The organism is Trichocoleus sp. ST-U1, from assembly GCF_039961835.1.
GTDB lineage: Bacteria > Cyanobacteriota > Cyanobacteriia > Cyanobacteriales > FACHB-T130 > FACHB-T130.
The window spans coordinates 18,061-44,434 of sequence record NZ_JAMPJZ010000030.1 but is presented as its reverse complement, the minus strand read 5'-3'; the positions used below and the strand labels follow the sequence as shown (position 1 = coordinate 44,434).

Annotated in this window: 23 protein-coding genes and 1 pseudogene; 16 read left to right on the top strand and 8 right to left on the bottom strand. The window is 46.8% G+C overall.

What is annotated here, in order from left to right; translation table 11 throughout:
- Window positions 1–69 precede the first annotated feature (69 nt).
- From NDA06_RS13065 to NDA06_RS13055, 3 genes are all read right to left on the bottom strand, one after another.
- A complete protein-coding gene (locus tag NDA06_RS13065; RefSeq protein ID WP_190528613.1) occupies window positions 70–1,200 on the bottom strand; it encodes a CO2 hydration protein in 1,131 nt (376 codons plus the stop codon).
- A 156-nt stretch (window positions 1,201–1,356) separates the two neighbouring features.
- On the bottom strand, window positions 1,357–2,868 hold the full coding sequence (locus NDA06_RS13060; protein WP_190412282.1) for an NADH-quinone oxidoreductase subunit M: 1,512 nt from the start codon (window positions 2,866–2,868) through the stop codon (window positions 1,357–1,359).
- A 90-nt stretch (window positions 2,869–2,958) separates the two neighbouring features.
- Window positions 2,959–4,830, bottom strand: a complete 1,872-nt coding sequence (locus NDA06_RS13055; RefSeq protein WP_190436600.1) for an NAD(P)H-quinone oxidoreductase subunit F — start codon at window positions 4,828–4,830, stop codon at window positions 2,959–2,961.
- A 673-nt stretch (window positions 4,831–5,503) separates the two neighbouring features.
- On the opposite strand from NDA06_RS13055, the gene NDA06_RS13050 reads away from it, so the two are divergent.
- The 8 genes and pseudogenes from NDA06_RS13050 (at window position 5,504) to NDA06_RS13015 (ending at window position 12,255) form a co-directional block, all read left to right on the top strand.
- The gene (locus NDA06_RS13050; protein ID WP_190412141.1) at window positions 5,504–5,812 is read left to right on the top strand and encodes a carbon dioxide-concentrating mechanism protein CcmK; all 309 of its coding nucleotides are present in this window, start codon (window positions 5,504–5,506) and stop codon (window positions 5,810–5,812) included.
- Window positions 5,813–5,944: 132 nt separating this feature from the next.
- Window positions 5,945–6,286 carry a BMC domain-containing protein gene (locus NDA06_RS13045; RefSeq protein WP_190412142.1) on the top strand — a complete coding sequence of 114 codons (342 nt, stop codon included), beginning with the start codon at window positions 5,945–5,947 and terminating at the stop codon, window positions 6,284–6,286.
- Window positions 6,287–6,387: 101 nt separating this feature from the next.
- Window positions 6,388–6,690 carry a EutN/CcmL family microcompartment protein gene (locus NDA06_RS13040; protein ID WP_190412143.1) on the top strand — a complete coding sequence of 101 codons (303 nt, stop codon included), beginning with the start codon at window positions 6,388–6,390 and terminating at the stop codon, window positions 6,688–6,690.
- A 31-nt stretch (window positions 6,691–6,721) separates the two neighbouring features.
- Window positions 6,722–8,023, top strand: a pseudogene (locus tag NDA06_RS13035) (ribulose bisphosphate carboxylase small subunit); the annotation flags it as partial.
- 50 nt (window positions 8,024–8,073) lie between these two features.
- Window positions 8,074–8,841 (top strand): carbon dioxide concentrating mechanism protein, encoded by a 768-nt coding sequence (locus NDA06_RS13030; RefSeq protein ID WP_242047456.1) that lies wholly within the window; start codon window positions 8,074–8,076, stop codon window positions 8,839–8,841.
- Window positions 8,842–8,943: 102 nt separating this feature from the next.
- Complete coding sequence (locus tag NDA06_RS13025; protein ID WP_347275941.1) at window positions 8,944–9,708, top strand: BMC domain-containing protein; 765 nt, start codon at window positions 8,944–8,946, stop codon at window positions 9,706–9,708.
- Between the two features lie 296 nt (window positions 9,709–10,004).
- Window positions 10,005–10,928 carry a LysR family transcriptional regulator gene (locus tag NDA06_RS13020; protein ID WP_190412145.1) on the top strand — a complete coding sequence of 308 codons (924 nt, stop codon included), beginning with the start codon at window positions 10,005–10,007 and terminating at the stop codon, window positions 10,926–10,928.
- A gap of 148 nt (window positions 10,929–11,076) precedes the next feature.
- Window positions 11,077–12,255 (top strand): leucine-rich repeat domain-containing protein, encoded by a 1,179-nt coding sequence (locus NDA06_RS13015; RefSeq protein WP_190985840.1) that lies wholly within the window; start codon window positions 11,077–11,079, stop codon window positions 12,253–12,255.
- A gap of 46 nt (window positions 12,256–12,301) precedes the next feature.
- Here NDA06_RS13015 and NDA06_RS13010 read toward each other — a convergent pair whose 3' ends face one another.
- On the bottom strand, window positions 12,302–13,834 hold the full coding sequence (locus NDA06_RS13010) for a mercuric reductase (RefSeq protein WP_190682879.1): 1,533 nt from the start codon (window positions 13,832–13,834) through the stop codon (window positions 12,302–12,304).
- Complete coding sequence (locus tag NDA06_RS13005) at window positions 13,834–14,502, bottom strand: TVP38/TMEM64 family protein (protein ID WP_347277029.1); 669 nt, start codon at window positions 14,500–14,502, stop codon at window positions 13,834–13,836. The genes NDA06_RS13010 and NDA06_RS13005 overlap by 1 nt, the downstream gene beginning before the upstream one ends.
- Before the next feature lie 540 nt (window positions 14,503–15,042).
- Here NDA06_RS13005 and NDA06_RS13000 point away from each other — a divergent pair.
- Together NDA06_RS13000 and NDA06_RS12995 are read left to right on the top strand one after the other, a co-directional pair.
- Entirely contained in the window at window positions 15,043–15,264 is a 222-nt protein-coding gene (locus NDA06_RS13000; RefSeq protein WP_190436149.1) for a hypothetical protein, read from the top strand.
- A gap of 121 nt (window positions 15,265–15,385) precedes the next feature.
- A complete protein-coding gene (locus NDA06_RS12995) occupies window positions 15,386–16,087 on the top strand; it encodes a class I SAM-dependent methyltransferase (RefSeq protein WP_190985839.1) in 702 nt (233 codons plus the stop codon).
- Window positions 16,088–16,137: 50 nt separating this feature from the next.
- On the opposite strand, the gene NDA06_RS12990 is transcribed toward NDA06_RS12995, so the two are convergent.
- A complete protein-coding gene (locus NDA06_RS12990) occupies window positions 16,138–16,638 on the bottom strand; it encodes an ureidoglycolate lyase (protein WP_190985838.1) in 501 nt (166 codons plus the stop codon).
- 200 nt (window positions 16,639–16,838) lie between these two features.
- Window positions 16,839–17,261, bottom strand: coding sequence for a DoxX family protein (locus tag NDA06_RS12985; RefSeq protein ID WP_190412286.1), 423 nt, complete (start codon window positions 17,259–17,261; stop codon window positions 16,839–16,841).
- A gap of 186 nt (window positions 17,262–17,447) precedes the next feature.
- Here NDA06_RS12985 and NDA06_RS12980 point away from each other — a divergent pair, with 186 nt between their 5' ends.
- From NDA06_RS12980 to NDA06_RS12970, 3 genes are all read left to right on the top strand, one after another.
- Complete coding sequence (locus NDA06_RS12980; protein ID WP_190985837.1) at window positions 17,448–18,512, top strand: BMP family protein; 1,065 nt, start codon at window positions 17,448–17,450, stop codon at window positions 18,510–18,512.
- Window positions 18,513–18,601: 89 nt separating this feature from the next.
- On the top strand, window positions 18,602–20,110 hold the full coding sequence (locus tag NDA06_RS12975) for an ABC transporter ATP-binding protein (RefSeq protein WP_190985836.1): 1,509 nt from the start codon (window positions 18,602–18,604) through the stop codon (window positions 20,108–20,110).
- Between the two features lie 169 nt (window positions 20,111–20,279).
- Window positions 20,280–21,320 carry an ABC transporter permease gene (locus tag NDA06_RS12970; protein WP_190985835.1) on the top strand — a complete coding sequence of 347 codons (1,041 nt, stop codon included), beginning with the start codon at window positions 20,280–20,282 and terminating at the stop codon, window positions 21,318–21,320.
- Between the two features lie 7 nt (window positions 21,321–21,327).
- Here the strand turns inward: NDA06_RS12970 and NDA06_RS12965 are convergent, their stop codons facing one another.
- Window positions 21,328–22,524 (bottom strand): histidine kinase, encoded by a 1,197-nt coding sequence (locus NDA06_RS12965; protein ID WP_190436131.1) that lies wholly within the window; start codon window positions 22,522–22,524, stop codon window positions 21,328–21,330.
- Window positions 22,525–22,638: 114 nt separating this feature from the next.
- Between NDA06_RS12965 and NDA06_RS12960 the strand changes: the two genes are divergently transcribed.
- From NDA06_RS12960 to NDA06_RS12950, 3 genes are all read left to right on the top strand, one after another.
- Window positions 22,639–24,351, top strand: coding sequence for a DUF2079 domain-containing protein (locus NDA06_RS12960; RefSeq protein WP_190985834.1), 1,713 nt, complete (start codon window positions 22,639–22,641; stop codon window positions 24,349–24,351).
- A gap of 9 nt (window positions 24,352–24,360) precedes the next feature.
- Window positions 24,361–24,483: a hypothetical protein gene (locus NDA06_RS12955; protein WP_277877544.1), complete on the top strand. Its 123-nt coding sequence runs from the start codon at window positions 24,361–24,363 to the stop codon at window positions 24,481–24,483.
- A gap of 444 nt (window positions 24,484–24,927) precedes the next feature.
- Entirely contained in the window at window positions 24,928–26,118 is a 1,191-nt protein-coding gene (locus NDA06_RS12950) for a glycosyltransferase family 4 protein (RefSeq protein ID WP_190412157.1), read from the top strand.
- The last annotated feature ends 256 nt before the right edge of the window (window positions 26,119–26,374 follow it).

Sequence of the window (26,374 nt, the reverse complement as noted above, 5' to 3'; positions counted from 1 at the left end):
ACGATCTGTAAGGGCATGAAACTACCATGCCCCTACTTCTCAAATCAACATTAACCAGTAATCGACTCTTTAACCATTCACGTCATTTAAGCGCGAGGTGATAAACCGATCCATCCATTTCGCTAAATAAGCTTGATTCGCTGCTTGCTCAGAGGGATCGGTGGTGTCAATGGGGTGGGGTGCCAGTCCCAAAATTGCGGCAGTCGTCACGCAAAACATCGACTTTTGGAAACTGATGCAAATTTGCACCCGCAAATCATCTTCTCCCCGAAGGCTGCGACGGTATAACTCGTATAAATATTCGGGTATAAAATGACGCATATCTTGCATCAGTTGCGTCGGTGGAATTCCAGCACCGCCAACCGGCAGTGGATCGGCATAGAGAGCGCCGTATTCAAATCTACTTTGATCGGGAGAAATTTGCTGAGCCTGGGCATTATAGGAAACCGTTCCTAAGAAAGGCGTCCCTCTAAAGAAAATCGTTTCCACATAGGGCACAGCGACATCAGGTAAAAAGGTTAACCCGGCTGATTTGGGAATGATGTCATAAACCTTGTCTTGAATTTTTACTGAGTAAGTAATTGGCGAAGCCGCCGCCGCGACCAAACCCGCCAGGATATGTTCTACCACATCAGGGATTGATTTGATTTCTCCTCGGTCATAGCGGTCAGATAAGGTGAGAAACATTTCGCTCATCACCTCCCAGAATTGACCGAGAGCGCTGTAATAAACTTGCTGACGGACTTGTTCGAGCAAAAACTCTGGAAACAGTTTGTCCAGACCTCTAATGGGCAAGTTTGTTTTAATTTTGGCTTCGATTGCGGTTCTCGCGTGCTGGTAGAACTCCGGTGAATCTAAGTAAGCATCCATACTACCGCCACCGTGCCATAGCATCACCTTCATCACGTACTCGGCGTACTCATAATTAATCCGGTCGTGCCACCAATGGCGCAGCAACTTCTTAAAAGTAATCTCGCCATTGAAGTATTTAAAGAAGGGAAACAGCACTAAGAATTGATGATCGGCAATGTAGAGGAGATTTTTATAATAAGCATCCAGGACGATTCCATAGCTTTTGAGAATGCCGACAACTTCTAATACATTCTCTGGCGTATCCTCAAGTAAAGCTTTTCCAGATTGCAGCCGGTTAATATACGCGGCTAGAGGGTGATTTGAGAATTTTAAAGCGGTGCTTGGCATGAGACTTATTCGTAACCGTAAAATGTGTATGAAAAAATTAAAAGAGGAAATATTTTCAGAACTGCCTGCTGATTGACTCCCCCGACTCCTTCCCTAAGAGGGGAGAGGAGTCATTTTCCCGCTTCCCTGGTCGGGAAGAAGGTTGGGGTATTCGGTCTATTCGGTTTTGATATCCACCGATTTAGCAATCGGAGAAACTTCCGCGACCATACTCGATCGGTTGAGCATGGCTGTCATCGTGGATTCACTCCAACGCACCATCCAGTTAGGCTGTATTCCCAGGATGACAATCAGAACTGCTAAAAGCATCGCCGGGTAGCGATCGCTCCACTGGACGGGTGGCAAATTCATAGCTTTTTCAGACAGGCGTCCGAAAAAGGCGCGGTTAACCAAAAGCAAAAAGTACACGGCGGTTAAACCTGTTCCCACCAGACACAGGAGGGTTTGAACCGGAAACACGGGGAAACTGCCCCGGAATACCAAAAATTCTGAAATAAAACCTACCATGCCGGGAATCCCGGAACTTGCCATGACCCCGACTATCATCAAGCTACCAATTAGGGGCAAGCCGCGCTCTGGATTGAGCAAACCCTTGAGAGTTTCTATATCGCGGGTGCCTGTCTTGTTGTAAACGACACCTACCACCAGAAACAGGAGCGATGAAATTAAGCCGTGGGCAATCATTTGGAAGACGGCTCCCATCAGGCTTAGGGGGGTGGCGGCGGCGGCGGCTAATAGGATGTAACTCATGTGAGCAATGGAGCTATAAGCCACCATTTTTTTCATATCTTTTTGAGCGATCGCATTGAATGCACCATACAACGCGCTCACGACCGCCCAAGTCGCCAACCAAGGTGCCACAACCGCCCACGCTTCAGGGAACAAACCCAATCCAAACCGCAGTAACCCATAGGTTCCTAACTTCAACAACACACCAGCCAACAGGACGGAAACGGGCGTTGAGGCTTCTACGTGAGCATCCGGCAACCAGGTGTGGAAGGGAACTAAAGGAATTTTGATGCCAAAGCCTACCAAAATTCCTGCCAACAGCAGAAATTGTGTTCCCAAGGGTAGGGACAGGGCATACAATTTTTCAAATTCAAACGTCGAGGCACCACTGAGTAGCACTAACCCAAAGAAAGATGCCAAAATTAGAATTCCAGAGACTGCCGTATAAATAAGAAACTTTGTGGCTGCGTAGCCTCGCCGTTGTCCTCCCCAGATAGCAATCAACAGATACAGCGGAATCAGTTCTACCTCATAAAAGAGGAAAAACAACAGCAAATCCTGCGCTAAAAAGGCACCAGAGACAGCCCCATTCAACAATAAAATTAGAGCGTAATAGAACCGAGGTCTCTGAATAGAGTCATTCGTGCTGTAAAGCGCTATTCCTGTTAAAAGACTATTTAAAACGAGCAAAGGCAAAGACAAGCCATCCACACCGAGATGGTAGGTCAATCCTAAGGTGTCAATCCAAGGGATAAACTCAGAAAACTGTAACAGTCCCTCTGTATATTGAAACTGGCTCACTAGGAAAATAGACCAGATAAAGACACCACTAATAACAGCCAGAGCCACTTTCCGGGGGACTTGCGGGTTCATGGTTCCGGGCAGAAACCCGATTATCGCAGCGCCTATTACCGGCAACCAAATCAAAGCACTGAGCATACTAGGGAACGGGTAATTTTTAATGGGTAGTTGGTAGTTGGTCGTAAGGGTAAGAGGGAATGGATTGGGGATTCCATTACCCATTCCCTCTTACCAATTACCTAAGGACAACTCGGAACTCAAAACACTTAAAATGGGCCAGAGTATGAGAATGCTTAAAACGCTTAATCCTACGAGGATGGTGAGTAAATAAAACTGGGACTGACCTGTAGCGTTGTACTTTAAGCTTTGCCCGCTGAAAATTGTGGCAACGCCAACCAAGTTAACGAATCCATCTACTACATAGCGATCGATCCAAGCATTTAACCGCGAAAGTCGGTCAACTGCAAAAACCACACTCACGCGGTAAAGTCGGTCAATATAAAAGTCGTAGGCGAACAAGTCTTGCAGAAATCTGAAGGGAATCCGAACGGATCTAGACCAAGTTCTGGGTAGATAAATCACGCTTCCTAGAACTGTGCCAATTAAGCCGGAAATCACCAGTAGCAGCAACGCTTGTTGGTTGAGATATTCCCAATCAGGCAGCAGTGACAAGCGCTGCATCATCACAGGGACGAGCAGTGTGACTACGATCAAAGACACCATCGGCACAGCCATCGGCCAAGGAACCTCTGGTGCCCTGCGAGTTTTTGCCTGGGGTTCGCCTAAGAAAACCAGACGAAACACGCGAGTTAAATTTACGGCGGTCAGGCAGTTAACTAAGAGCAAGACTGCTACCAGCCAGGGTTGGTTTGTGAAAAAGTCATCAATCCCCAGGCGCAGTGCCCAAAAGCCTCCCAATGGTAAGAGTCCGACTAATCCAGCGCTGCCGACCAAAAAGGCAGTGGTGGTCGCTGGCATCCGCGACCAGAGACCGCCCATTTCCGTAAGGTTTTGGTTGTTGGTGGTGATGATGATGGAACCGATACTCATGAACAATAACGCTTTGGCGATCGCGTGGGCAAACAGCAACATCAGGGCGAAACCCGTCCATTGCAACCCGACGGCGATAAACACCAAACCCAAGTAAGCGCTGGTGGAATGGGATAAAGCTCGTTTAATATCAATTTGCGCGATCGCCACCAACGAAGCACCAATCGCCGTCATTGTGCCAATCGCCACCAAGGTCGCCGAAGCCACCGGGGAAAGGATTAAGATTGGCTGGAGTTTAATCAGCACATAAGCACCACAAGCCACCACGACCGAGTTTCGCAAGATTGAAGCCGGGTTAGGCCCTTCCATCGCCTCATCTAGCCAAAGATGCAGCGGGAATTGGGCACATTTTCCCACCGGCCCAGCAATCAATGCCAATCCTAATAACGTGGATGTTAATGGCGATAAGGTAGCCGTTTCCGCCCACTCATATAAATCGGGAAAATCCAAGGTTCCTGCTACAGTTGATAGCGCTACCACCCCCATCAATAGCAAGATGTCTCCCACCCGCTTGGTTAGGAAGGCATCTCGCGCGGCTGTCACCACTAGCGGCTGAGCATACCAGAACCCTACCAGTAAATAAGTGGAAAGGGTCAGCACTTCCAACAAGGCATAGGTGAGAAACAAAGAGTCGCTAATGGCTAAGCCACTCATCGCCCCTTCAAAAAATCCCATCAAGGCAAAGAAGCGAGCTAATGCCCAGTCTTTCTCCATATACCCCAAGGCAAACAGTTGCGCTAGGAGGCTTAAGCCCGTCACTAGCTCCATTGCCCCAACACTCACGGCTGAGATATCCAAAGCAACGGTCAGATCTAAATCTGCCACCTGTAGCCAATGGAATACAAGCTTTATCGGCTCTTGGTTCCAGGTACTTCTGAAGACAATCGTGCCGTGTACAAACGCCAAGATAGTCATCAACAGGTTAAAGTAAGCTGCTGGGCGTGGGCCTGTCCGACGAATAAATCCAGTTGACCACGGCAGGGTAAGAACTGCCCCCAGTAATCCATAGAAAGGCACCCACCAACTTGTCTGGGTGAGAAACTCTGTCATATTAGGAAAGCCCTTGCTATTTTCTTCATCAATCGACTTGCTCACCAAGAGGCACTCGGAAGTAGTTCCCAGGCAAACTATGGCGAGCTTGTAAACGTCAGATTAATAGGTTTATTTTTTTTTCAGTATGACGTTTTTTTGCTGTAAATTAACACTTGAGAACTCCAAAAATTATTTATACTCATCTTGAACTCTCCTCATAGCTATTAAAAACATCGGTATGTTTACCTACTATACCTGTGTTTATAAAGCAAATTTGAAAAATTTATACCTTGAAAAGCTTTAGCTTATTAGTGTCTAATTTTGACACGGACTAAGCCCTAGGAAAGTCTTTATTTTTTTTTGAAAATCCCCCCCAGTGCGGTTTACAGGAGATAATCCTGTAGACTATTCAAAAGTAATAAAGAAATTATAAAACATAAGGAAGCATTCCAGAAACGGATAAGCTTTTATTGAACAGAAACGCCATTTTGACGACCGTTAAGTTTTCTTAAACTCTTTAATATAAAAATATCATAATAGTTTATATTGTCAAGTAAGCCTCGCTTCTCTATGCTTAATGATGCGAGGCTAAGCGATAGTTCTTGAGATGAAAGAATGGGTGTCCTCGTCCAAATTTTACAAGAAGTACAAATTAAGGCGAGTGTAGGTCCCACTAGGTAGGAGATAATAAATGCCAATTGCGGTTGGAATGATTGAGACCAAGGGCTTTCCAGCGATTGTAGAAGCTGCGGATGCGATGGTTAAAGCGGCTCGAGTTACACTGGTAGGCTATGAAAAAATTGGCAGTGCCCGGGTAACGGTAATTGTTCGGGGGGATGTGTCTGAGGTGCAGGCGTCAGTATCCGCCGGAGTGGATGCAGCCAAGCGCGTGAATGGCGGAGAAGTTCTGTCCACTCACATCATTGCGCGTCCTCATGAGAACCTGGAGTATGTGCTACCGATTCGATACACGGAAGTTGTCGAACAGTTCCGGACGTAAGGAGGGTGAAGACGCCAGCAGCGCTCCGGTGGCGGTGTTCCCTTAGATATTTTTAGGTCGCGTCTCAACTCGAAACCCCGAAAAGTCCAAATTTTCAAGTCAAAACACTTAAATTAAGCGAAGGAAGAACTGATGGCAATTGCAGTTGGAATGATTGAAACACTAGGCTTTCCTGCCGTTGTGGAAGCTGCGGATGCGATGGTAAAAGCTGCCCGCGTCACGCTAGTGGGTTATGAAAAAATTGGCAGCGGTCGCGTCACCGTGATCGTTCGGGGAGATGTCTCGGAAGTACAGGCTTCTGTATCGGCGGGCGTTGATTCCGTAAAGCGAGTGAATGGCGGTCAAGTACTGTCCACTCACATTATTGCGCGTCCCCACGAGAACCTGGAGTACGTTCTGCCCATTCGTTACACGGAAGCTGTTGAACAATTCCGGGAAAGTGTTAGTGGCATTCGTCCTTTCAATAGGCCGTAAGATTAGGTCATGGGTAAGGGGTAATGGGTCATCGGTAATGGGAAAAGACCTTTTTCCCAATTACCAATTACCTTGTTTCCTTTTTTCCCCAATTACCGATCATGCAAATTGCCAAAGTTCGTGGCACGGTTGTTAGCACCCATAAAGAGCCTGGCCTTCGAGGCGTCAAGCTATTGCTGTTGCAATTTATTGATGAAGAGGGGCAGATCCTACCCCAATACGAGGTAGCTGGCGATCAGGTAGGCGCTGGTATAGATGAGTGGGTTCTGGTTAGCCGTGGGAGTGCTGCCCGGATTGTAGATGGCAGCGAAAAGCGTCCTCTCGATGCGATGGTGGTGGCGATTATTGACACGGTCAGTGTAGACAATCGCCTCCTGTACAGCAAGAAAGAACAATATCGTTAGTTACTTTGTTCAGTTAGTGAGGTTTAGAGATATGGCAGCCCGCAGCTTTGCGGCTCCCCCGACCCCTTGGTCAAAAAGTTTGGCGGAACCGAAGATTGACGCAAGCGCTTACGTGCATTCTTTTTCCAACATTATTGGAGATGTGCGGATTGGCCCTCAGGTGTTAATTGCACCGGGAACTTCGATCCGAGCCGATGAAGGAGCGCCATTCTACATCGGCGAAGGCACGAATATCCAAGATGGTGTCGTGGTTCACGGTTTGGAACAAGGTCGAGTCGTTGGGGATGACAATCAGGAATACTCGGTGTGGGTCGGGAAGAATGCTTCCTTAACCCATATGTCTTTGATTCACGGCCCCGCTTATGTCGGGGATAATTGCTTTATTGGCTTCCGCTCTACGGTATTTAACGCTAGGGTGGGCAAAGGCTGCATTGTGATGATGCACGCCTTGATTCAGGATGTAGAGATTCCTCCAGGAAAGTATGTCCCTTCGGGAGCGGTGATTACCAATCAGCAGCAAGCTGACCGCCTATCGGATGTGCAAGCACAAGATACCGACTTTAGCCGTCATGTAGTTGGGATTAATGAGGCACTAAGAGCTGGCTATCTGTGTGCTGGAGATACTGCGTGTATTACACCTATTCGGGATGAGATGAGTCAACCCAACCAAGGTGGGCGCGATCGCCGTGCAGCTACACCAGCTTCGACGAGTGCCTCTTTTAGCGGTGACTTGGCACAACAAGTGCAAAGCCTGCTGAATCAAGGCTACAAGATTAGTACCGAATATGCGAACGAACGCCGCTTCCGCACCAGTTCCTGGACGAGTGGGAAAGCAATCGAAGCTCGGTCAGCCTCGGAAGCGATCGCAGCTTTAGAAGCAATCGTAGCCGAACACCCAGGGGAATACGTGCGCTTGATTGGCATCGACTCCAAAGCCAAGCGACGGGTGCTAGAGCAAATTATCCAACGTCCCGACGGCGCACCTACGGCGAAGGGTGCCAAAACTGCCCCAGCCAATAGTTCAACAGCCTATAGTTCAACAGCCAGCGCTCCGCAGATTGAAAACAGTTCTCTGTTAAATTCAGAAGCGATTGAGCAGGTGCGAAATATATTGGCTCAAGGCTACAAGATTGGCACGGAACACGCCGATGAGCGCCGCTTCCGCACCAGTTCTTGGCACACTTGCTCTCCGATTGAAACAAATCGGGAAGTAGAAGCGATCGCTGCTTTGGAAGCTTGCATGGCTAGCCACGCCGGAGAGTACGTGCGCTTCTTTGGAATTGACCCCAAAGCCAAGCGTCGCGTCAACAAACCGTTGCTGATTCAACAGCCAGCGAAGAGCGGTAGCCGCTAGAACAAGGATGAAGAATGTAAGGATGAAGAATGAAATTTTTCATTCTTCATCCTTTAGCAGGGATGAAGGGTAAAAAAGAAAAATTCAATTCTTGTTCCTTCAGCCAAAAGTTATTTCGCCACTCCTTACTTTCTAGCCCCATGCACTTGCCGCTACTGCCGCCACTTGGCAACTCTCAAGTTTATGTGAAAGGGGATGTAAGCATTGATGACGGTGCTGCGATCGCTCCGGGAGCGATCCTGCAAGCAGCTCCAGACAGTAAAATTATCATTGCTGCGGGTGTCTGCATCGGCATGGGAACTATTCTTCATGCCTACGAAGGCACCATAGAAGTGGAAACAGGGGCAGTATTGGGAGCTGGCGTCCTTGTCGTCGGCAAAAGCAAGATTGGTGCGAATGCCTGCATCGGTTCCACGACGACGGTTTTTAACAGTAACGTGGAGTCTTGGCAAGTCGTGCCACCGGGTTCTCTGTTCGGAGATAACACTCGTCAAATTGCCGATACTCCAACTGCTGACACCCCAACTGCCGCTTCCAGCGAGGCTGTTTTAGATCCGCAAGTCAACCAAGAGGACGTCCCCGCAGCATCCACTGGCGAGGAAACTCAAAATGGGCAAGCGATCGCTTCTACTCTCTCCACATCCAGCAGCGAAGACACCCCGAATGAGCTAACGCCGTCATCTCCAACCGCTGGGACTCCAGTCTATGGACAAGCGAACCTCAATCGGCTGCTGACGACTTTGTTTCCTCACTATAAATCCGCCAACCACCCCCCCAAAGACACTCAAAGTTCATAGTTTTGACTTTTGGCAGTTATCAGCACTAGCAATTATCAACTAATCTGTGACTGTGGGCATACTAAAGTTAGGCGCAAGAATAGTTTCTCTGGGAGGTCATCGGTGGAGGTACAACAGCCAGGACTGGCTCGATTTGAGCGGCAAAGTCAATCCAAAAGCTTTAAAGACACTGCTTTGGGCATGGTTTCGACTCAGAGTTTCCCTGCGATCATCGGCTGTGCCGATATGATGCTAAAGTCCGCTGGGGTAACGCTCATCGGGTTTGAGAAAATTGGTAGTGGTTACTGTACTGCGATTGTCCGAGGTGGCATTGCCGATGTCCGTTTAGCCGTCGAAGCGGGTGCCCAGACTGCCGAACAGTTTGGTCAGTATATTTCCTCTTCGGTGATTCCTCGCCCCCTGCCAAATTTGGAAGTCATTTTTCCGCTTGGTAAACACTTATCCCAACTTACCGATAACAACGGTTACAGCCGTCTCAGCAATCAAGCAGTTGGTTTATTAGAAACGCGGGGCTTTCCGGCGATGGTTGGAGCTTGTGACGCCATGCTCAAAGCAGCAGAAGTGTATCTGTCTTCCTACGAAACGATTGGCGGTGGTTTATGTACCGCGATTATTCGGGGTTCCGTGGCAGATGTCGCCGTGGCTGTCGAAGCGGGGATGCAAGAAGCCGAGAGGATTGGGGAATTTAATTCTTTAATGGTGATTCCTCGACCGTTGGACGACCTGGAGCAATGCCTGCCTGCGGCGGCTTGTTGGATAGAGGAGAAACCCCAACCCCTGAAATTGCCAGTCGCTATCAAGGAACAGGAAAAACAGCTGGTGGAATTGCCAGATTTAGCCAAGTTACCGATTCAGGTTCAAGAATAATTTAAATCTTAGATTGTGAATGTAGCACTCAATAGAGAGGCTGAAAATTTCAGCCATAGGGAAAGCGTTGCACATTTATGACTCTGATGTTTGGGGGAAATCAGCCTGCAAAACACAGGATGAAAATGAATGATAACTTCCCAAACCAAGCATCAAGTAAATGTACAACGCCTTTAGGAAGGAAGACTGTTACTTTGTTCAGTGATTCAATCATAACCTTGAATCTTCATGGATAAAAGGTATTATTTGCGATAGGTACAATAGAGTTTTATCTATAACTGGCAGGAGAAGGGCGTTTGAAGCAGGCAACGCTACACCAGTTGAAGGTGTTTGAGGTGGTTGCTCGCCACGGGAGCTTTACCCGTGCGGCAGAAGAACTATTTCTCACCCAGCCTACTGTCTCTATGCAGGTGAAGCAACTCACCAAGGCGGTTGGGACACCGCTGTTTGAGCAGGTGGGCAAGCGCCTTTATCTTACAGACGCCGGACGCGAACTGATGGTAACGTGCCGGGAAGTCTTCGAGCGATTAGCTCAATTTGAGATGACTCTGGCTGAAATGAAAGGGCTGAAACAGGGAAATTTGCGGCTGAGTGTGATTACAACCACGAAGTATTTTATCCCGCGTTTATTAGGGCCATTTTGCCAGCGTTATCCGGGAATTGATATCGCCCTCCAGGTGACGAATCACGAGCGGATTCTGAGCCGTATGAGCGAGAATCTAGACGATTTGTATATTCTGAGCCAAATACCAGATCATCTGGATATCCGCTGCCACCCGTTTCTAGAAAACCCGTTGGTGGTGTTGGCACCTATCAATCATCCACTGGCTCAGCAAAAAAATATCCCTCTCTCTAGTCTGACGGGTGAGCCGTTTATTATGCGCGAGGCAGGATCGGGGACGCGCTCATCGGTGCAAAATTTATTCGAGCGGCATGAGGTTGCGGTGAAAGTCCGGTTGGAGTTGGGGAGTAATGAAGCGATCAAGCAAGCGATCGCAGGTGGCTTAGGGATCTCTGTCTTATCTCGCCACACGCTAGGGCTGGATGGTGTCAGCAGCGAACTCACTATCCTTGATGTGGAGGGTTTTCCCATTAGCCGTCATTGGTATATCGCTTATCCGGCTGGCAAACAACTCTCCGTTGTCGCTCGCACGTTTTTTGATTATCTCTTGGAAGAAGCGAAGCGAATTGCGGGTGAGACACCGGCAAGTAGTAATTAGATTTTTCAGGAAGCGTCTGCTGTGGAGACTTAGTTGGAATTAAGCCGGTGATAGGTGTATAGAGACACGAATTGCTGAAGTATTGGCGCAGCTTCAGTTATAGGCGACCCAATTGAGCCTATCCAACGCCGCTTAGGTAAAGGATGAAATGATGTCGCAGATGGAAGAAGTTCGACAGCTAATTCTAAATTCTTTAGATGAAACAGAACTCTCTCTGGGAGGCAAACAGCTCGCATCTCTACCAGCAGAAATTGGGCAATTGCATTCTTTGACAAAACTCAATCTGAGTGGCAACCAACTGGCATCCTTGCCAGCAGAGATTGGGCAACTACATTCTTTGACATATCTCAATCTGAGCTTAAACCAGCTTGCATCCTTGCCAGCAGAGATTGGGCAACTACATTCTTTGACATATCTCAATCTGAGCTTAAACCAGCTTGCATCCTTGCCAGCAGAAATTGGGCAACTGCATTCTTTGACATATCTCAATCTGAGCTTAAACCAGCTTGCATCCCTACCAGCAAAAATTGGGCAACTGCATTCTTTGACATATCTCGATTTGAAGTACAACCAACTGGCATCCTTGCCAGCAGAAATTGGGCAATTGCATTCCTTGACATATCTCTATCTGGAAGGCAACCAGCTTGCATCCCTACCAGAAAAAATTGGGCAACTGCATTCCTTGAGAGAGCTAGATTTGGGTGACAACCAGTTCGCATCCCTGCCACCAGAGATCGGGCAACTGCATTCCTTGACATATCTCAATCTGAGCTTCAACCAACTGGCATCCCTGCCAGCAGAAATTGGGCAACTACATTCTTTGACAAAACTCTATCTGAGTTCCAACCAGTTCGCATCCCTGCCACCAGAGATCGGGCAACTACATTCCTTGACATATCTCAATCTGAGTGACAATTCCATTCAAGATTTATCGCTGTTAGCCAACCATCCCAATCCAGAACTGACGGTTTATTGTTTTCATGTTAAGCTTCCTCGTCGCTACTGGACACACCTGAACCAGTGGCAAGCCGAATGGCTGCTGACAGAACCCAATGCGGAAGTCCGGCGAGTGTTGATTCAGCAGATTGGTTGCGATCGCATTTGTCAGGAGTTGGCAACGCAAACAATCGATACCTGGCGCGAATACACCCTGCTCAAAATTAATGCAGATATTGATGTCGAACCCATCCATCTGCTGAAAATGACCTGTCCCAGCACGAACCACCTTCACGTCCTGCGCGTTCCACCCACCCTTACCTTTGCCAGAGAAGCGATTCGCTGGGTAAACTGGGACGTTGACCCAGAAGCATTTGCCGTCGAAACCTAAATCGACTCCTACATGGGAAATTTGCACTTGAACGTGAAATTAACAGCTATCTCGTCCAAGCCAACCAATTAGAAAATAACTTCTTCACAAACGGCGTTAGCCGAGTACGGTTATAAGCATCTGCTGCCTTGCGAATCGCTTCGGCTTGCGTGGGATAGGGGTGAATAACCGTGGCAAGTGTTTTCAAGCCAACATTTCCTACCATCGCCAAGGTGACTTCGCTAATCATGTCACCTGCGTGTCTCGCCACAATGGTTGCACCTAAAATTTTATCGGTGCCTTTCTTGACGTGAATTTTAGCAAATCCTTCTTCTTCGCCGTCTGCGATCGCGCGATCCACCTCACTCAATGGAATGAAGTAAGAATCCACCTCAATTCCTTTTTCCAACGCCTCTTTCTCGTACATCCCCACATGGGCAATTTCTGGAGCAGTGTAGGTACACCAAGGCATTGTCAGCGTACTAAGTTTTTTGCGCCCAAAAAACAAACTATTCTGAATAACAATCCGGGCAGCGGCATCAGCAGCATGGGTGAATCTCCATTCCATACAGATATCACCAGCAGCATAAATGCGAGGGTTTGTTGTCTGAAGCTTGTCATTGACAATTACCCCTTTTTTGGTGTCATATTGTACGCCTACCGTCTCAAGATTTAAGCCTTCAACATTAGGCGCTCTCCCAACTCCGGCTAGGATTTCATCAACTGTTACTGAAGCTTCTTTTCCATTCGCTTCGTAATAAATAACTTTTCCTGCGCTGCTTGTTTCAACTCGCTTAATTTTGGACTGCAATATTAACTTAATCCCCTCCTGAATAAACGCCTGTTGCACAATTTCGGCTGCATCAGCATCCTCTTTGTCAAGAATATGGGCATTTTTATGTAACAGCACCACTTCTGAACCAAGCCGCTGGAACGCCTGAGCCAGTTCGCAGCCGATAGGGCCACCGCCAATTACTGCTAGTCGGTTTGGTCGTTCTGTGAGGGAAAATACGGTTTCGTAAGTGAGATAACCTGCCTCTTGTAACCCTTCAATCGGGAGATTAGCTGCACGCGCACCTGTAGCAATAACTGCTTTTTTAAAACGTAACTTCTTTCCCGCGACTTCGATAGTGTCAGAACTAGAAAACCGAGCATCTCCCAAAAATACATCGATACCCAACTTTTGAAATCTTTCGGCAGAATCGTGATGACTAATCCCGGCACGAATTCGCCGCAGTCGCTCCATTACGGCAGAAAAATCAACTTCAGTACCTTCAGGAATGCGAACACCAAATCTCTCTGCATCCCGAATATCTGCAACAACACGAGAAGAGCGAATCATGCATTTCGAGGGAACGCAACCCACATTGAGGCAATCTCCACCCATCAAATGCTTTTCAACTAACGCGACTTTAGCGCCTAACCCGGCTGCACCTGCCGCTGTCACCAGCCCCGCAGTACCGGCTCCAATTACAACCAAATTGTAACGAGGTGCAGGTTCGGGATTCACCCAATCGGGAGGATGTACGTGAGCTATCAAAGTTTGGTTATAGACATCCATTGGCGACACAATCACCCGATCAACTCCTAGCTGTGGCATTATAATTCCTCCTGATTAACGCTTTCTTCTAATGCTTTTCGAGCGATGCGCGTAACATAAATCGTCACAGCAACAGTGGCAATAAATCCAAGCACACGAATTACCCATTGGGCTATTTCAGTTTCAGGATTTTTGGGCTGTACTGCTCCAAGGGTGGCAATACTACCAGCTAAAGAACCGATATAAACATACATAATCGTTCCGGGAATCATGCCGATAGAGGCTAAAAAATAATCTTTCAGGGAAACTTGGGTGATTCCAAAAGAGTAGTTTAAAAGGTTGAAGGGAAAGATAGGTGAAAGTCGAGTTAAAAGAACAATTTTGAATCCTTCCTTGGCAACAGCTTGGTCGATGGCTTTAAATTTGGGATTTTTTTCTATTTGCTTGGAAACCCAGCCGCGAGCCAAATAACGCCCCACAAGGAATGCAGCAGCGGCTCCTAAAGTAGCTCCGATGAAGACGTAAATTGAACCTAAAAATATGCCGAAAACCACACCCGCTCCCAAGGTGAGGATGGAGCCGGGAATGAAGAGTACGGTGGCTAGGATGTAGATGACCATAAAAGTCACTGGTGCCCAAAATCCCAGGCTGTCAATCCACGCCAAAGCGCTCTTCAACTGTTCCTGGACATTAAAATATTTAGCTGCAAAGATGAGGGCAGCGATCATAGCAGCAACTAGAAAAAAACCAAAAATCCGTTTTATCTTTGAACTGGAGGGGCTTTGTACTGATTCATTCTCCATAACCTACCTCAATAACACAGATATGGAAGCTGACTCTTAAAGATTAAGCTAATTTTTATAATAAAATTTGGCTGACAAATGATTTTTAGCTGAGAATTGATAATGATTTTATTAAAAAAATGTTAGATTTTTCTAAAAAGAAGCTTAAAATGTCTCGTAAAAACTATTCCTTTAGAAAGATGTGAAAAAGAAAAAGTAGAACTAGACAAAAGCTAGAATGGATGAAAGCTGAGATGTGTGGGGGAGTAAGGAGGCTACAAAATACTAGCTTCACCCAGATGCGATCGCTTGCGTCAGCGATTTGGTTATCCTATTTCCATTTTGATAAGCTATATCAAGCTCCGCCTGACCCCCAAGAGAAGCAAGGAAAAACAGATGTATCGCATCAGCACCTTAAATTGGGATTAGCGATGGGTGAAAAATCTGAGATGTTCAATCAATATAGTAACCCGGAGACCTGAGGACATGGATGAGGAAATTATTAAACAACTGAATATGGAAGTTGAAGCGATGAGCTTCAACGAGTTAAATGAACTTGGCAATAGGGCAGTCAGTTTAGGGCTAATTTTGGGTCACGGTTATCGAAGTAACCAGTACGAAATCCTTCGCAAAAATGAGGTGGTCATGCTACCACCCAAAGAAGCAGCCGCTTATCTAAAAAAATTGATTGGAGAAGTTGGGGGCTAAATGATAATAGAGAATGGGAGTAAAATTGGGGATAGGAAAAGTGCATCTACCATTTACTTCCTAGTAACAGCTATCAATGACCCGAAATTAGCAATTATCAGTTTTTTATAAATTTGCAGACATGACAAATCAGCAAGTATTTATTTTCGAGGGAGAACGCGCCGGGAATTATGATAAAGACATTCCTTTCTGGGTGCCTGGATATGAGCTGATACACGATTTGTTGCAGGCGGTGCTTCAAGTGCGCCTCCCGGAAGAGTCCTCACTGTTAATTGCTGGTTCGGGTTCGGGTAAAGAACTTGAGATTCTGGGTAAGGCAAATTCTTCATGGCGGCTGCTGGGAGTAGATCCGTCTCCGGAGATGATGAGCATTGCTAGCGATCGCATCCAGAAAGCCGGACTCCAGGATCGCGTCAGCCTGCATCAAGGCATTGTGTCTGACTTACCTGAAGATATTTTGTATGACGCCGCCACGTTGATTCTAGTCATGCATTTTTTTCCAGATGACGGAACCAAGCTAGCAATGCTTCGCAGTATCGCTCAACGGCTCAAGCCAGGTGCTACTTTTCTGCTAGTCGATTCCTACGGGGAGTGGAATTCGGGTCAAGTTGAACGAAAGCTTGAAATCCTGAAGAATTTCGTTCTCAAAAAAGGTATTCCTCCAGAGCAGGTACAGCAGAGGCTCGAAAATCTTCCCAAAAATATCCACTTAGTGCCGGAAGAGCGGATCGTTGCGCTGCTTGAAGAGGCTGGTTTTGGGATGGTGGAACGCTTTTATAGTGCCTTACTCGTCGGTGGTTGGATTGCGAAACGTGGGGAATAAATAGCGCGTTGTATTAGTTCATTAGATGAAGGATAAAAGGGACAAATTCCCTAATTAGTGACAATCTCAAACTCTAGCTGATGACTTTCCTGAAAGGAATGGGTGAAATGATCGACTAAATTTGTATCGCTGAGTTCAAGATTGTAAAAATCTACAAATTCCTCATCAAAATATGGTCCAGCGTGCCAAGTTCCAACTTCTAACTTGATAAAGCAATTCCCTGGAATGTGGAAAGCTTTAATATCTTCTAATGTCGGTTGGTCAGTATTATGATTTGGAGGCGCAACCGCAATTAGCCAGTCTTTCCCTTCCAGCGAACCTAGACATTGAGTGCATTGGATATGGCGCGTGATTTTGTGAAACTTGCGACCTTTGTGGTGCAGCCGCATAATGTAAAATCGGGGAATTCCATTTTGCAGGTTTAACTGCGCTTCTTCGGAATCATAAAGTTTGCCGTCAACACTTGCAGAGATTACTTGACCATAACGCCGAAAAGTTTCTGGTGTTATCAATTCGGCGTGTAATTGTTGCACCGTTTTTGATGTATTCATATCAAACTTGTTTGTATTTTCATCATTTTAATGGTCATTTTCATCCGAAAAAACCTAGGAAAGCAAATTACCCACAAACTGGAAGTTTGGGGCTATACAAACCAATTCCGCCTACGCAGACTTAATTTAGCCTGCGGAGGCAGGCTTTGTTTGTGTAGCTTTGTTTGTGTAGCCGCGATTTCAATTGCCAGGTATTTTGCTTACTCAGTTTTGGGTTTGTATGGAATAATTGAAGCTTGCTTCTCCCCATCGCTTGGTCTTGTATACCACCAAGCCCAAGCAATTAAGACTGCTTGGAAGGGAAGTCTTATTGCTTGGAACCAAGGTGAGTTTGGAATAGGATTGAGGTCGATACTATTCACTGCCATATTGATATTTGCAGGGAAAACAAAGATAAAAAGAGTCAGCAGTCCCCAAGCAGCCGCATGACTTACGGGAGGGACTAATAATCCAATCCCACCCAGGATTTCAAAAAAGCCGCTGATATATACCAGTTCCAGAGGGTAAGGAAGTTGCGACGGCACGAGTTTAACAAATGGTGCTGGGATGGCAAAGTGCGCTATGCCGACGCCGATGATACACACACACAGAATCACTCGCAACAGTTCTTTGTTCTTTTTGATGTATTCCATCTCACCCTATACAGACTAACGATTAGAATTTGCTGACAAATTTTGTCGCTTCTTCAGTTTATTCAGTTTGATGTTACTTTGTTTTCAGCCAACAGTTGGAAAAATAGACTGGCGTTAGCATAGCGATCGCATCCCGGAATCGCGCAAAATTAAGACTATCTATCTGAGGGCGATCGCATGATGGAATATAGTCGGCGCAAATTTCTCCTGTATGGTTCAGCTACCTTGGGTACCAGTCTATTGCTGAAGGCTTGCAATAGCAGTCCTACCCCGACAGAAACAGCAGCTAGTGGGGATACTTCTGCTAAAACGGGTAAGGATTTAAAAGTTGCCATCGTTTTGCCAGGGATTATCACAGATAAAGCTTGGAACCAAGCTGGCTATGAAGGCGTGACAACTGCCAAAGAAAAGCTGGGAGTTGAAATTGCTCACGTTGAGAAGGTGGAACAAGCAGATCAGGCAGAAGCTTTGTCAGATTTTGCGCGTCGTGGCTACAACTTAGTGTATGCCCACGGGGGACAATTTGATGCAGCAATTGAGCAGGTAGCAGCGCAATTTCCGAAGACGTTCTTTGTCGGTGTCAATGGTACGGTGAAAGGCGATAACATGGCGTCTTTGCGAATCGATCATTTGCAAACCAGTTATCTGTGCGGCATCATAGGTGCCTTGATGACAAAATCAAATAAAATGGCTTATCTAGCGGCTCAATCTTTTCAAGCAACTGATGAAGAATTGCGGGGATTAGAGTTAGGTGCAAAGTCTGTTAAGCCAGATATTAAAATAGCTGCCAGTTACACAGGCGATTGGAATGATGCAGCTAAGGCAAAGGAAGCGACGCAAGCGCTGATTTCTTCTGGCGTTGATGTGGTTTATCAGTGGCTGGATAATGCTTCTCCTGCGGTGCTGCAAACTGCCGCTGAGAAGGGAGCTTTTGCTTTCGGCAATACAACAGATCAGATGGATGTTGCGCCAAAGGCGGTATTAACCAGTGCGGTGAAGCGAATTGATTTAGCGATCGCATACTTAGCCGATCTTGCTGTGGAAGGCAATCTGAAAGGTGAGATTTATACAATTGGTTTGGAAAATCCTGAGATTCTCTATCTTGGTAAATTCGGGGCAATGGTGCCAAAAAATGTAGAAGAAAAAGCACTTAATACGAAGCAGGCAATATTAGCTAAGAAAGTTACATTTGAGTCGTGTAAAGAGGGAGGAAAAGATACTCGGTGTGTGAAGCAAGCTTAATTCAGTTGATATCTCTTCGCTTATCACCCGTTGGGGAATTAATTCCCCGACGGTATATTGGCTAAGCCAATTAGCAAAAAATATTAAAAATGACTTATTTACGTCTTGAAGGTATTACCAAACGCTTTGGCACCTTTATCGCTAATAACAACATAAACCTGGGCGTTAGTTGCGGCTCGATTCATGCTCTGCTAGGCGAGAACGGAGCTGGTAAAACTACTTTGATGAATATCCTTTGCGGACTTTATCAGCCAGATTCCGGTCAAATCTACTTGCAAGGCAATCCTGTGCAAATTGCTTCAGCAAGTGCCGCTATCGCGCATAGAATTGGCATGATTCACCAGCATTTTATGTTGGTACCGCAACTGTCAGTAACCGAGAATATTATTCTTGGAACCAGCTTCGATTTGCGGCTAAATATAAAAGAGAAATCGCAGGCGATCGCGCAACTAGCTCAGTCTTATGGTTTAGAATTAAATCCATTCGCAAAAGTAGGAGATTTACCTGTAGGAGTTCAGCAACGGGTAGAGATTCTCAAGGCACTTTACCGCAACGCCAAGTTGCTGATATTGGATGAACCGACAGCGGTGCTGACGCCGCCAGAGGTGAAGATTTTAGCGGCTATCTTGCGCCAACTTGCTAAAGATGGACATACGATTATTTTTATCAGTCACAAGCTAGAAGAGGTGATGAATCTTTGCGATACTGTCACCGTATTACGCCGGGGTGCGGTAGTGACGACAACTAAAACCGCAGATACGAACACTCAAGAATTAGCACGGTTGATGGTAGGGAGAGAAATCTTATTTCATCTAAATAAATCTGCTCGTTCTTCTGGTGAAGTAGTGTTAGAAGTACAAAAGTTGCAGGTTCAGGATGAGCGGAATTTGCCGGTTGTGAAAGATATATCCTTTCAACTCCACGCAGGCGAAATACTAGGAGTTGCGGGGGTTGATGGCAATGGACAGCGAGATTTAGCAGATGCGATTGCGGGTTTTCGTGCTATTAATTCGGGAACCATCCGGAGATCCCCCTCTAACTCCCCCTTTTTAAGGGAGAGGACAGGAAGAATTACAGCTTATATTCCAGAGGATAGGCAGAAAATGGGTTTGGTGATGGGGTTTAGTATTGCCAGAAATCTCATTCTCAAAGCTTTTATGTTTCTGCCATTTTGCCGCCGTTGGTTCCTCCAGTATGAGGTAATTAATCATCATGCGACTGAGACGATGGAAAACTTTGATATTCGCGCTGAAAATCCATCGGTTAAAGTTAGCCAATTGTCTGGCGGTAATCAACAAAAAGTAGTGTTAGCACGAGAACTTTCTGGCAACCCAGCTTTGATTGTGGCAATGCAACCGACACGCGGTTTAGATGTCGGTGCGACTGAATACGTGCAGCAACGCTTATTAGCTGAACGAGAACGAGGTGCGGCAATTTTGTATATTTCTACCGAATTAGAAGAGATTATGGCAATGAGCGATCGCATTGCCGTCATGTATGAAGGACAATTCGTGGATATCTTAGATGCTGCCACTGCCACAGTGGAACAAGTTGGTTATTTAATGACTGGTGGTATTTCGGCGGGTTTTGAAGGGTAGCGATCGCTGCTAAGTTCAACTGTTGCCTGACGGCTGAAATCGTAGCTACACAAATAAAGACCGCCTGCGCGATCTAAAATACAAAAATTATTCTCAGCCTGCGTAGGCAGGCTTAGTTTGTATAGCCCCAGACTTCAGTCTGTGGGAGTCTTGGCGAAGTCCCACAGTTATGACAACAAATCGGATTCAACCTGTACTTCTGCCACTATTATCGCCGCTTGTCGCGATCGCATCCGCCCTCATCGTCGGCGCTATCCTCATCTTGCTGGCAAAGGCGAACCCCATCACCGCCTACGGCATTCTCTTTAAAGAATCTCTCGCAGACTACTACGGCTTTGCCAATACCATTGCAAAAACCGCACCGTTGCTGTTAGCGAGTTTGGGGGTGCTGGTGCCGTTGAAGGCGGGTTTATTTAATATTGGCGCTGAAGGGCAAATATACATGGGGGGACTCGGTAGCGCCTTGGTGGGGCTGTCTCTGCATGGATTACCCGCATTAATTCACGTACCGCTGGCGCTGCTGGGGGGATTTTTATTGGGGGGAATTTGGGGATTAATTCCGGGTTATCTGAAAGCAGTGCGCGGTGTAAATGAAGTGATTACCACGCTGCTACTCAATTATGTGGCGCTGAACTTTGTCGGATATCTGGTGAATAATCCTTTGAAGGCACCAGGTGCGCCGAGTGCCTTTTCTCCTTTAATCGCAGAATCCGCCCGATTACCGATTATTTTGCCGCAAACTCAAGCTCATGCGGGGATTTTTATCGGATTACTCGCTACAGGAATATTGTGGGTGGTACTGACGCGATCGCCTTTAGGATACCAAATTGAAGCCGTCGGACAAAATCCCACAGCCGCTCGTTACGCGGGGATGTCGGTAGAACGCACCATCATCGCTGTGATGGCATTCGCTGGAGGATTAGCGGGATTAGCGGGTGCAGGCGAAGTCATGGGCTTGAAATATCGACTATTCGACCGTTTTTCACCCGGCTATGGATTTGACGCGATCGCGATCGCTCTCCTCAGTCGTGGTAATCTCGCCGGTATCGTCCTCACTTCCGTATTCTTCGGTATCCTCCGCAGCGGCGCAAACGTCATGCAACGCAGCGCCAACGTCCCAGTCACCGTCGTTTACGCCATCCAGGGTTTAACCGTTTTATTCATTGCGATTAGTTTTGCAGTTGAACGTCAAATTAAGCTAAAGAGTTAATTTTTAATTATCTGTAAACTGGCAGCGTGAAGTGAAAAATACTCCCCTTATCGAGATTTGAGTCTACCCAAATCTGCCCATAATGCGCCCGAATAATCCGCTGGCATAAGCCAAGACCAATCCCATACCCGTCTCTTTCTTGATCTCGCTCTAGGCGATAGCGATCTTCAAAGATGCGCTCTTGATTCTCCGCAGGGATACCAAAACCCGTGTCGCCAACGCTCACCTGAATTTTCTGAGTCGTGCGGTGCAGCATTGCAACTTGAATCCTGCCACCTTCCGGCGTGTACTTAATCGCGTTATCCAGAAGGTTGACTATCACTTGGCGCACCCGTTCTTCATCCGCATAGACATAGGGCAAATCCTGGGGAATATCGGTTTCCAAACATTGAGATTTCCCCTGACACCGAGCTTTCAGTGAATTAATGACCTCATGACAAAGTGCCCCCAAGTCCAACTTATGCGGTTGAATATGCAATTGGGCACTCGTACCCCTGGCGGCTTGCAGAATATCTGCGATCATCCGATCCATCACGCGGATTTGGGTACGAGCCTGCTTGCTTAACTGCTCGGTCAGTGCTGGTGTTAGCTTGGCGTGTCTGTTGCTATTGTTTGAATTTAAGCTTAATTCCAAGGTTTCCATTGCTAGAGAGGCGGCTGTGAGGGGACTCCGCAGGTCGTGAGCTAACATAGCGAGTACCCGGTCTTTGAACTGTAGCTGCTCTAGCAGTTCTTCTTTTTCTTTCTTGAGGCGAAAAATTTCGTCAGACAGTTGAATCAGTTCTGCGGAATGAGCAACAGACCGAATCGCTGAGGTTTCTGCGGTGGTCGGTGAATCTGTCTCCCGGTCCTGTGCTAAAGTCTCCTGATATTCTTCGGCACACAGCTGCCAGCGAGGCCAACAATTCTTCAATTGAGCGATCAAATTACTCCCAGCTAGCGTCTGTCGGGGTTCCGGATGAATCTTGATCAAAGCTGGGGTTGCCACCAGTTTAAAGTGTTCGGCTAAATACGGCTGCTCTCCGACCTCGACCATCTGAAGTTCAAAAGGAACCTCGGTCTTTAAGCTCTCCAGATACGTTTGGATTTGCTGGATCTGTTTACGCGAACTCGGACGCTCATCGACAAACAGCAGTAGCTGTAGCGACGCTTCAGAATGGGTAGGTTTTTCAAGAGCTGCCTTTATGTAATCTGGTTTCAGCACTGGGAACCAACCGATGACACTTTAATTCTTAGGGGTATTGACTGAGAGTGGACGAGAAGCGAAGATCCGCTTTCAATTTAATATCTATTTAACATTTATAAACGATTGTGAGTGATGTTGTTGAAATTACACAAGCAGCCAGCGTTACGGATGGTGATGGGTGCAGCGATCGCATTTTTTTTGTTTGCTCTCTTTTTCACCCTGCATCGGCACTTCACCTTTTATTCCTCCTACGATCAAGGCATCTTTAACCAAGTCTTCTGGAACGGCATTCACGGTCGCTTCTTTCAGAGTTCTCTTTCTTCGCAGCTTTCTACCAACGTCGTCCACAATGGCGAAGTCCCAGAAGTTTTTTATCATCGCTTAGGGCAACACTTCACCCCAGCCCTTTTGCTGTGGCTACCCTTGTATGCCCTGTTTCCGTCACCCGCAACGCTCACTGTTTTGCAAGTTACGCTCGTAACCGCTGCCGGTTTGGTTCTATACGTCCTTGCTCGACAGCATCTGGAACCGGGGATTTCTGCCCTAATTACTATCAGCTTTTACGGCGCTAACGCTGTTCTTGGCCCTACCTTAGCTAATTTCCACGATATTTGCCAAATTCCCCTCTTTACCTTTGGATTGCTCCTGGCAATGGAAAAGCGCTGGTGGTGGCTATTTTGGGTGCTGGCGGTTTTGATTCTGGCGGTTCGGGAAGATTCGGGTGTGAGTCTGTTTAGTATCGGGTTTTACATGATCCTGAGCAAACGCTATCCCAAGGCGGGTCTTGCGGTCTGTACTCTCAGTTTTGCTTACATGATTGTCCTCACCAATCTGATCATGCCGCTGTTCTCCGAGGATATTTCTCAGCGGTTTATGATGGAGCGGTTTGGGCAATATGCGGATGGAGAAGAAGCTTCTACCCTGGAAATTATCTGGGGAATGGTAAGTAACCCCTGGCGGCTCATCGTCGAGCTGTTTTCACCCTTCTTTGGCACGATTAAGTATTTATTAGGTCAATGGTTGCCCCTGGCTTTTGTGCCAGCAATTTCTCCTGCTTCTTGGATGGTAGCGGGATTTCCCCTCTTGAAACTTTTATTAGGTAAAGGACAGTCGGTTCTCGCCATTAATATTCGCTATGCGATGACAATCGTGCCGGGGCTATTTTACGGGGCGATTCTCTGGTGGGCAGGGCAAAGCGACTTTAGAATTTGGATAAGAGATTTTAAAGGGGGGCGAAAAGCTCAGACATCAGAGAGGGATGAGGCTGAGAGGGATGAGGCTGAGGTTGCAGATAATTATCCCAAATCGGTTTCGCCGTCGTTTCGGCGTTTTTGGATCGTCTGTCTCTGCCTTTCAATATTTTTTACGTTCACTTCAAACCCTAATCGGACTTTTTACTTCCTGATCCCAGAGTCGATTCAGCCTTTGGTTTATATTCCCGTGACGCGGCAGTGGGAACACGTCAGCCAAGTTCGCCCTTTATTGGCTCAGATTCCGCCTGATGCTAGTGTAGCGACTACCACCTATCTTGTACCCCATCTTTCGGGTCGCCGCGAAATCATCCGCTTTCCTTCTTTGCAACTCCGCAATGATGCTGGTGAAGTGGTCAATGTGGATTACATTATTGCTGATTTGTGGCAAGCACAGCAGTATCAAGCTGCTTTCAACGAAGAACGGGGATTATTGCAACAGAGTGTTCCCGCGATCGATCGGCTGTCTGGTAGTGGGGAGTATGGCATCATTGGCTTCAAAGATGGCGTTATTTTGATGCAAAAAGGAGTTGCCTCGAACGAGCAAGCGATCGCGGCTTGGCAGGCATTTCGCCAACAGATTTCTCTAACTTAAATTCGTCTTTTGTCCCATCTAGCGGCAGACTATGCGATCGCACGTACCGAGCAATTTCATATCAACCCGGCAACATCCGCATTCCCACGGAAGTCAGAGATGTTCCCAAATGGCAATATAGATGGCAAATAATGCCTTCTTTTTCACTATTAAACCAATGGGTAAGAGCATCGTTCTGGGGTGCTTAATTAATCTGAGAATTATTGTGGAAAAACCGGATAGGCAATTGAAGTGTCTTTTAGAGTTTATTTAGGGACAAACTTTGTTCTTGAAATGTCTATTCGCAGTACCTCAAAAGCTAGCGGTAGGCTGAAAGCGATTGAGGTATAGAGCCAGAAAAGGAATAAATTCTTGGCTTTACATTTCATAATTTATTCTTTTCTTACTTCTTATTGTATTAACTGTTTATCCCTCAAATAAAAGCAACAATAGAAATAGATTGAGTGTTTATGTTTGCTCAGGGTTAAAAGATTATTTAAATCTATCGCACCCTCATTGTCCCAACTAGGAGACTATAATTTTTAGAACTATGTCGATCTGTAGCGATTTGTAACTGAATTGAGGGGATTGGGGGAAATGAAGATTCTAGTCCTGACTTGGGAATTTCCGCCGCGCATTGTCGGAGGAATTGCCCGCCATGTAGGGGAGTTATATCCAGAACTGATAAAACTAGGGCATGAAGTCCACTTGCTAACAGTGGAGTTTGGTCACGCGCCGCTGTACGAGGTGGTAGATGGCGTCCACGTGCATCGGGTGCCAGTGGGCTACGGTTATGATTTCTTTCACTGGGTCGTGAATTTGAACCAGAGCATGGGGATTCATGGCGGGAAGCTGATGATGGAAGATGGCCCGTTCGATTTGATCCATGCCCACGATTGGTTAGTGGGAGATGCCGCGATCGCTCTCAAGCACAATTTTAAAGTGCCGCTGATTACTACGATTCACGCCACAGAATTTGGTCGTTACAACGGCATCTACAACGACGACCACCGCTACATTAGCGGCAAAGAAAAACTTCTCGCCTATAACTCTTGGCGGATTATTGTTTGTACCAACTATATGCGCCAAGAAGGAGAACGAGCGCTAGAAACTCCTTGGGATAAAATGGATGTCATATACAACGGCATCCGACCGGAAAAAAAACCACGCTGGCACGAGTTTGATGCGTTGAACTTCCGTCGTCAGTTTGCCGACGATCGGGAGAAAATTGTTTACTATGTGGGTCGAATGTCCCACGAAAAGGGCGTTTCCGTGTTGTTGAATGCTGCCCCGAAAGTCCTTTGGGAAATGGGGGGCAATGTCAAATTTGTGATTATTGGCGGCGGCAATACTGACCCCTTGAAGCAGCAAGCTTGGAATTTAGGCATTTGGGACGACTGCTATTTCACCGGCTTTATGTCAGATGCTGACCTAGATAAATTCCAAACCGTTGCTGACTGCGCCGTATTTCCCAGCCTCTACGAACCTTTTGGCATTGTTGCCCTAGAAAGCTTTGCCGCCCGCGTGCCCGTTGTGGTATCAGACACGGGGGGTTTACCGGAAGTCGTGCAACACACGAAGACTGGGGTTGTTACCCAGACGAACAACTGGGATTCTCTCGCCTGGGGCATTTTAGAAGTGCTAAAAAATCCAGGTTACGCCCAGTGGCTAGTTGACAACGCTTATGAAGATTTAGAGCGTCGGTTCAGCTGGTCGAAGATAGCGAAACAAACTGAAGCAGTCTATCAAAGAGTCGTGCAAGAGCGATCGCACACTCATTGGGCTTAATTAAAAGTTGAAGGTTTGTTCTTCGTTCCCAAACTTAGCCAGAGAACCAGAATTTGGATACTCTGGATCGCAATAATCGCGAAACACCAATTTCAGTCATCCGAAGCTGACAGGCTTGATTTGCCTGCCAGACTTTCCTGCTAGTTCCATTAACTAAACCCTAGTATCAATACAGATGGCATAACCGAGATGGACTGGCACGCCACTTCTTTAGCTGATGTGTCTGCTAGCAACCATCGTGTTTTGCTGGAAAAGT

What these genes read in the sequence shown, in the direction of transcription:
- NDA06_RS13015 (WP_190985840.1), top strand. Translation starts at nt 11,077, where the DNA reads ATGATGTCGCAGATGGAAGAAGTTCGACAGCTAATTCTAAATTCTTTA.
- NDA06_RS12950 (WP_190412157.1), top strand. Translation starts at nt 24,928, where the DNA reads ATGAAGATTCTAGTCCTGACTTGGGAATTTCCGCCGCGCATTGTCGGA.
- NDA06_RS13045 (WP_190412142.1), top strand. Translation starts at nt 5,945, where the DNA reads ATGGCAATTGCAGTTGGAATGATTGAAACACTAGGCTTTCCTGCCGTT.
- NDA06_RS13065 (WP_190528613.1), bottom strand. Translation starts at nt 1,200, where the DNA reads ATGCCAAGCACCGCTTTAAAATTCTCAAATCACCCTCTAGCCGCGTAT.
- NDA06_RS12970 (WP_190985835.1), top strand. Translation starts at nt 20,280, where the DNA reads ATGACAACAAATCGGATTCAACCTGTACTTCTGCCACTATTATCGCCG.
- NDA06_RS13030 (WP_242047456.1), top strand. Translation starts at nt 8,074, where the DNA reads ATGAAATTTTTCATTCTTCATCCTTTAGCAGGGATGAAGGGTAAAAAA.
- NDA06_RS13055 (WP_190436600.1), bottom strand. Translation starts at nt 4,830, where the DNA reads ATGACAGAGTTTCTCACCCAGACAAGTTGGTGGGTGCCTTTCTATGGA.
- NDA06_RS12960 (WP_190985834.1), top strand. Translation starts at nt 22,639, where the DNA reads ATGTTGTTGAAATTACACAAGCAGCCAGCGTTACGGATGGTGATGGGT.
- NDA06_RS13010 (WP_190682879.1), bottom strand. Translation starts at nt 13,834, where the DNA reads ATGCCACAGCTAGGAGTTGATCGGGTGATTGTGTCGCCAATGGATGTC.
- NDA06_RS12980 (WP_190985837.1), top strand. Translation starts at nt 17,448, where the DNA reads ATGATGGAATATAGTCGGCGCAAATTTCTCCTGTATGGTTCAGCTACC.
- NDA06_RS13005 (WP_347277029.1), bottom strand. Translation starts at nt 14,502, where the DNA reads ATGATCGCTGCCCTCATCTTTGCAGCTAAATATTTTAATGTCCAGGAA.
- NDA06_RS13060 (WP_190412282.1), bottom strand. Translation starts at nt 2,868, where the DNA reads ATGCTCAGTGCTTTGATTTGGTTGCCGGTAATAGGCGCTGCGATAATC.
- NDA06_RS13000 (WP_190436149.1), top strand. Translation starts at nt 15,043, where the DNA reads ATGGATGAGGAAATTATTAAACAACTGAATATGGAAGTTGAAGCGATG.
- NDA06_RS13050 (WP_190412141.1), top strand. Translation starts at nt 5,504, where the DNA reads ATGCCAATTGCGGTTGGAATGATTGAGACCAAGGGCTTTCCAGCGATT.
- NDA06_RS12975 (WP_190985836.1), top strand. Translation starts at nt 18,602, where the DNA reads ATGACTTATTTACGTCTTGAAGGTATTACCAAACGCTTTGGCACCTTT.
- NDA06_RS13040 (WP_190412143.1), top strand. Translation starts at nt 6,388, where the DNA reads ATGCAAATTGCCAAAGTTCGTGGCACGGTTGTTAGCACCCATAAAGAG.
- NDA06_RS12995 (WP_190985839.1), top strand. Translation starts at nt 15,386, where the DNA reads ATGACAAATCAGCAAGTATTTATTTTCGAGGGAGAACGCGCCGGGAAT.
- NDA06_RS12990 (WP_190985838.1), bottom strand. Translation starts at nt 16,638, where the DNA reads ATGAATACATCAAAAACGGTGCAACAATTACACGCCGAATTGATAACA.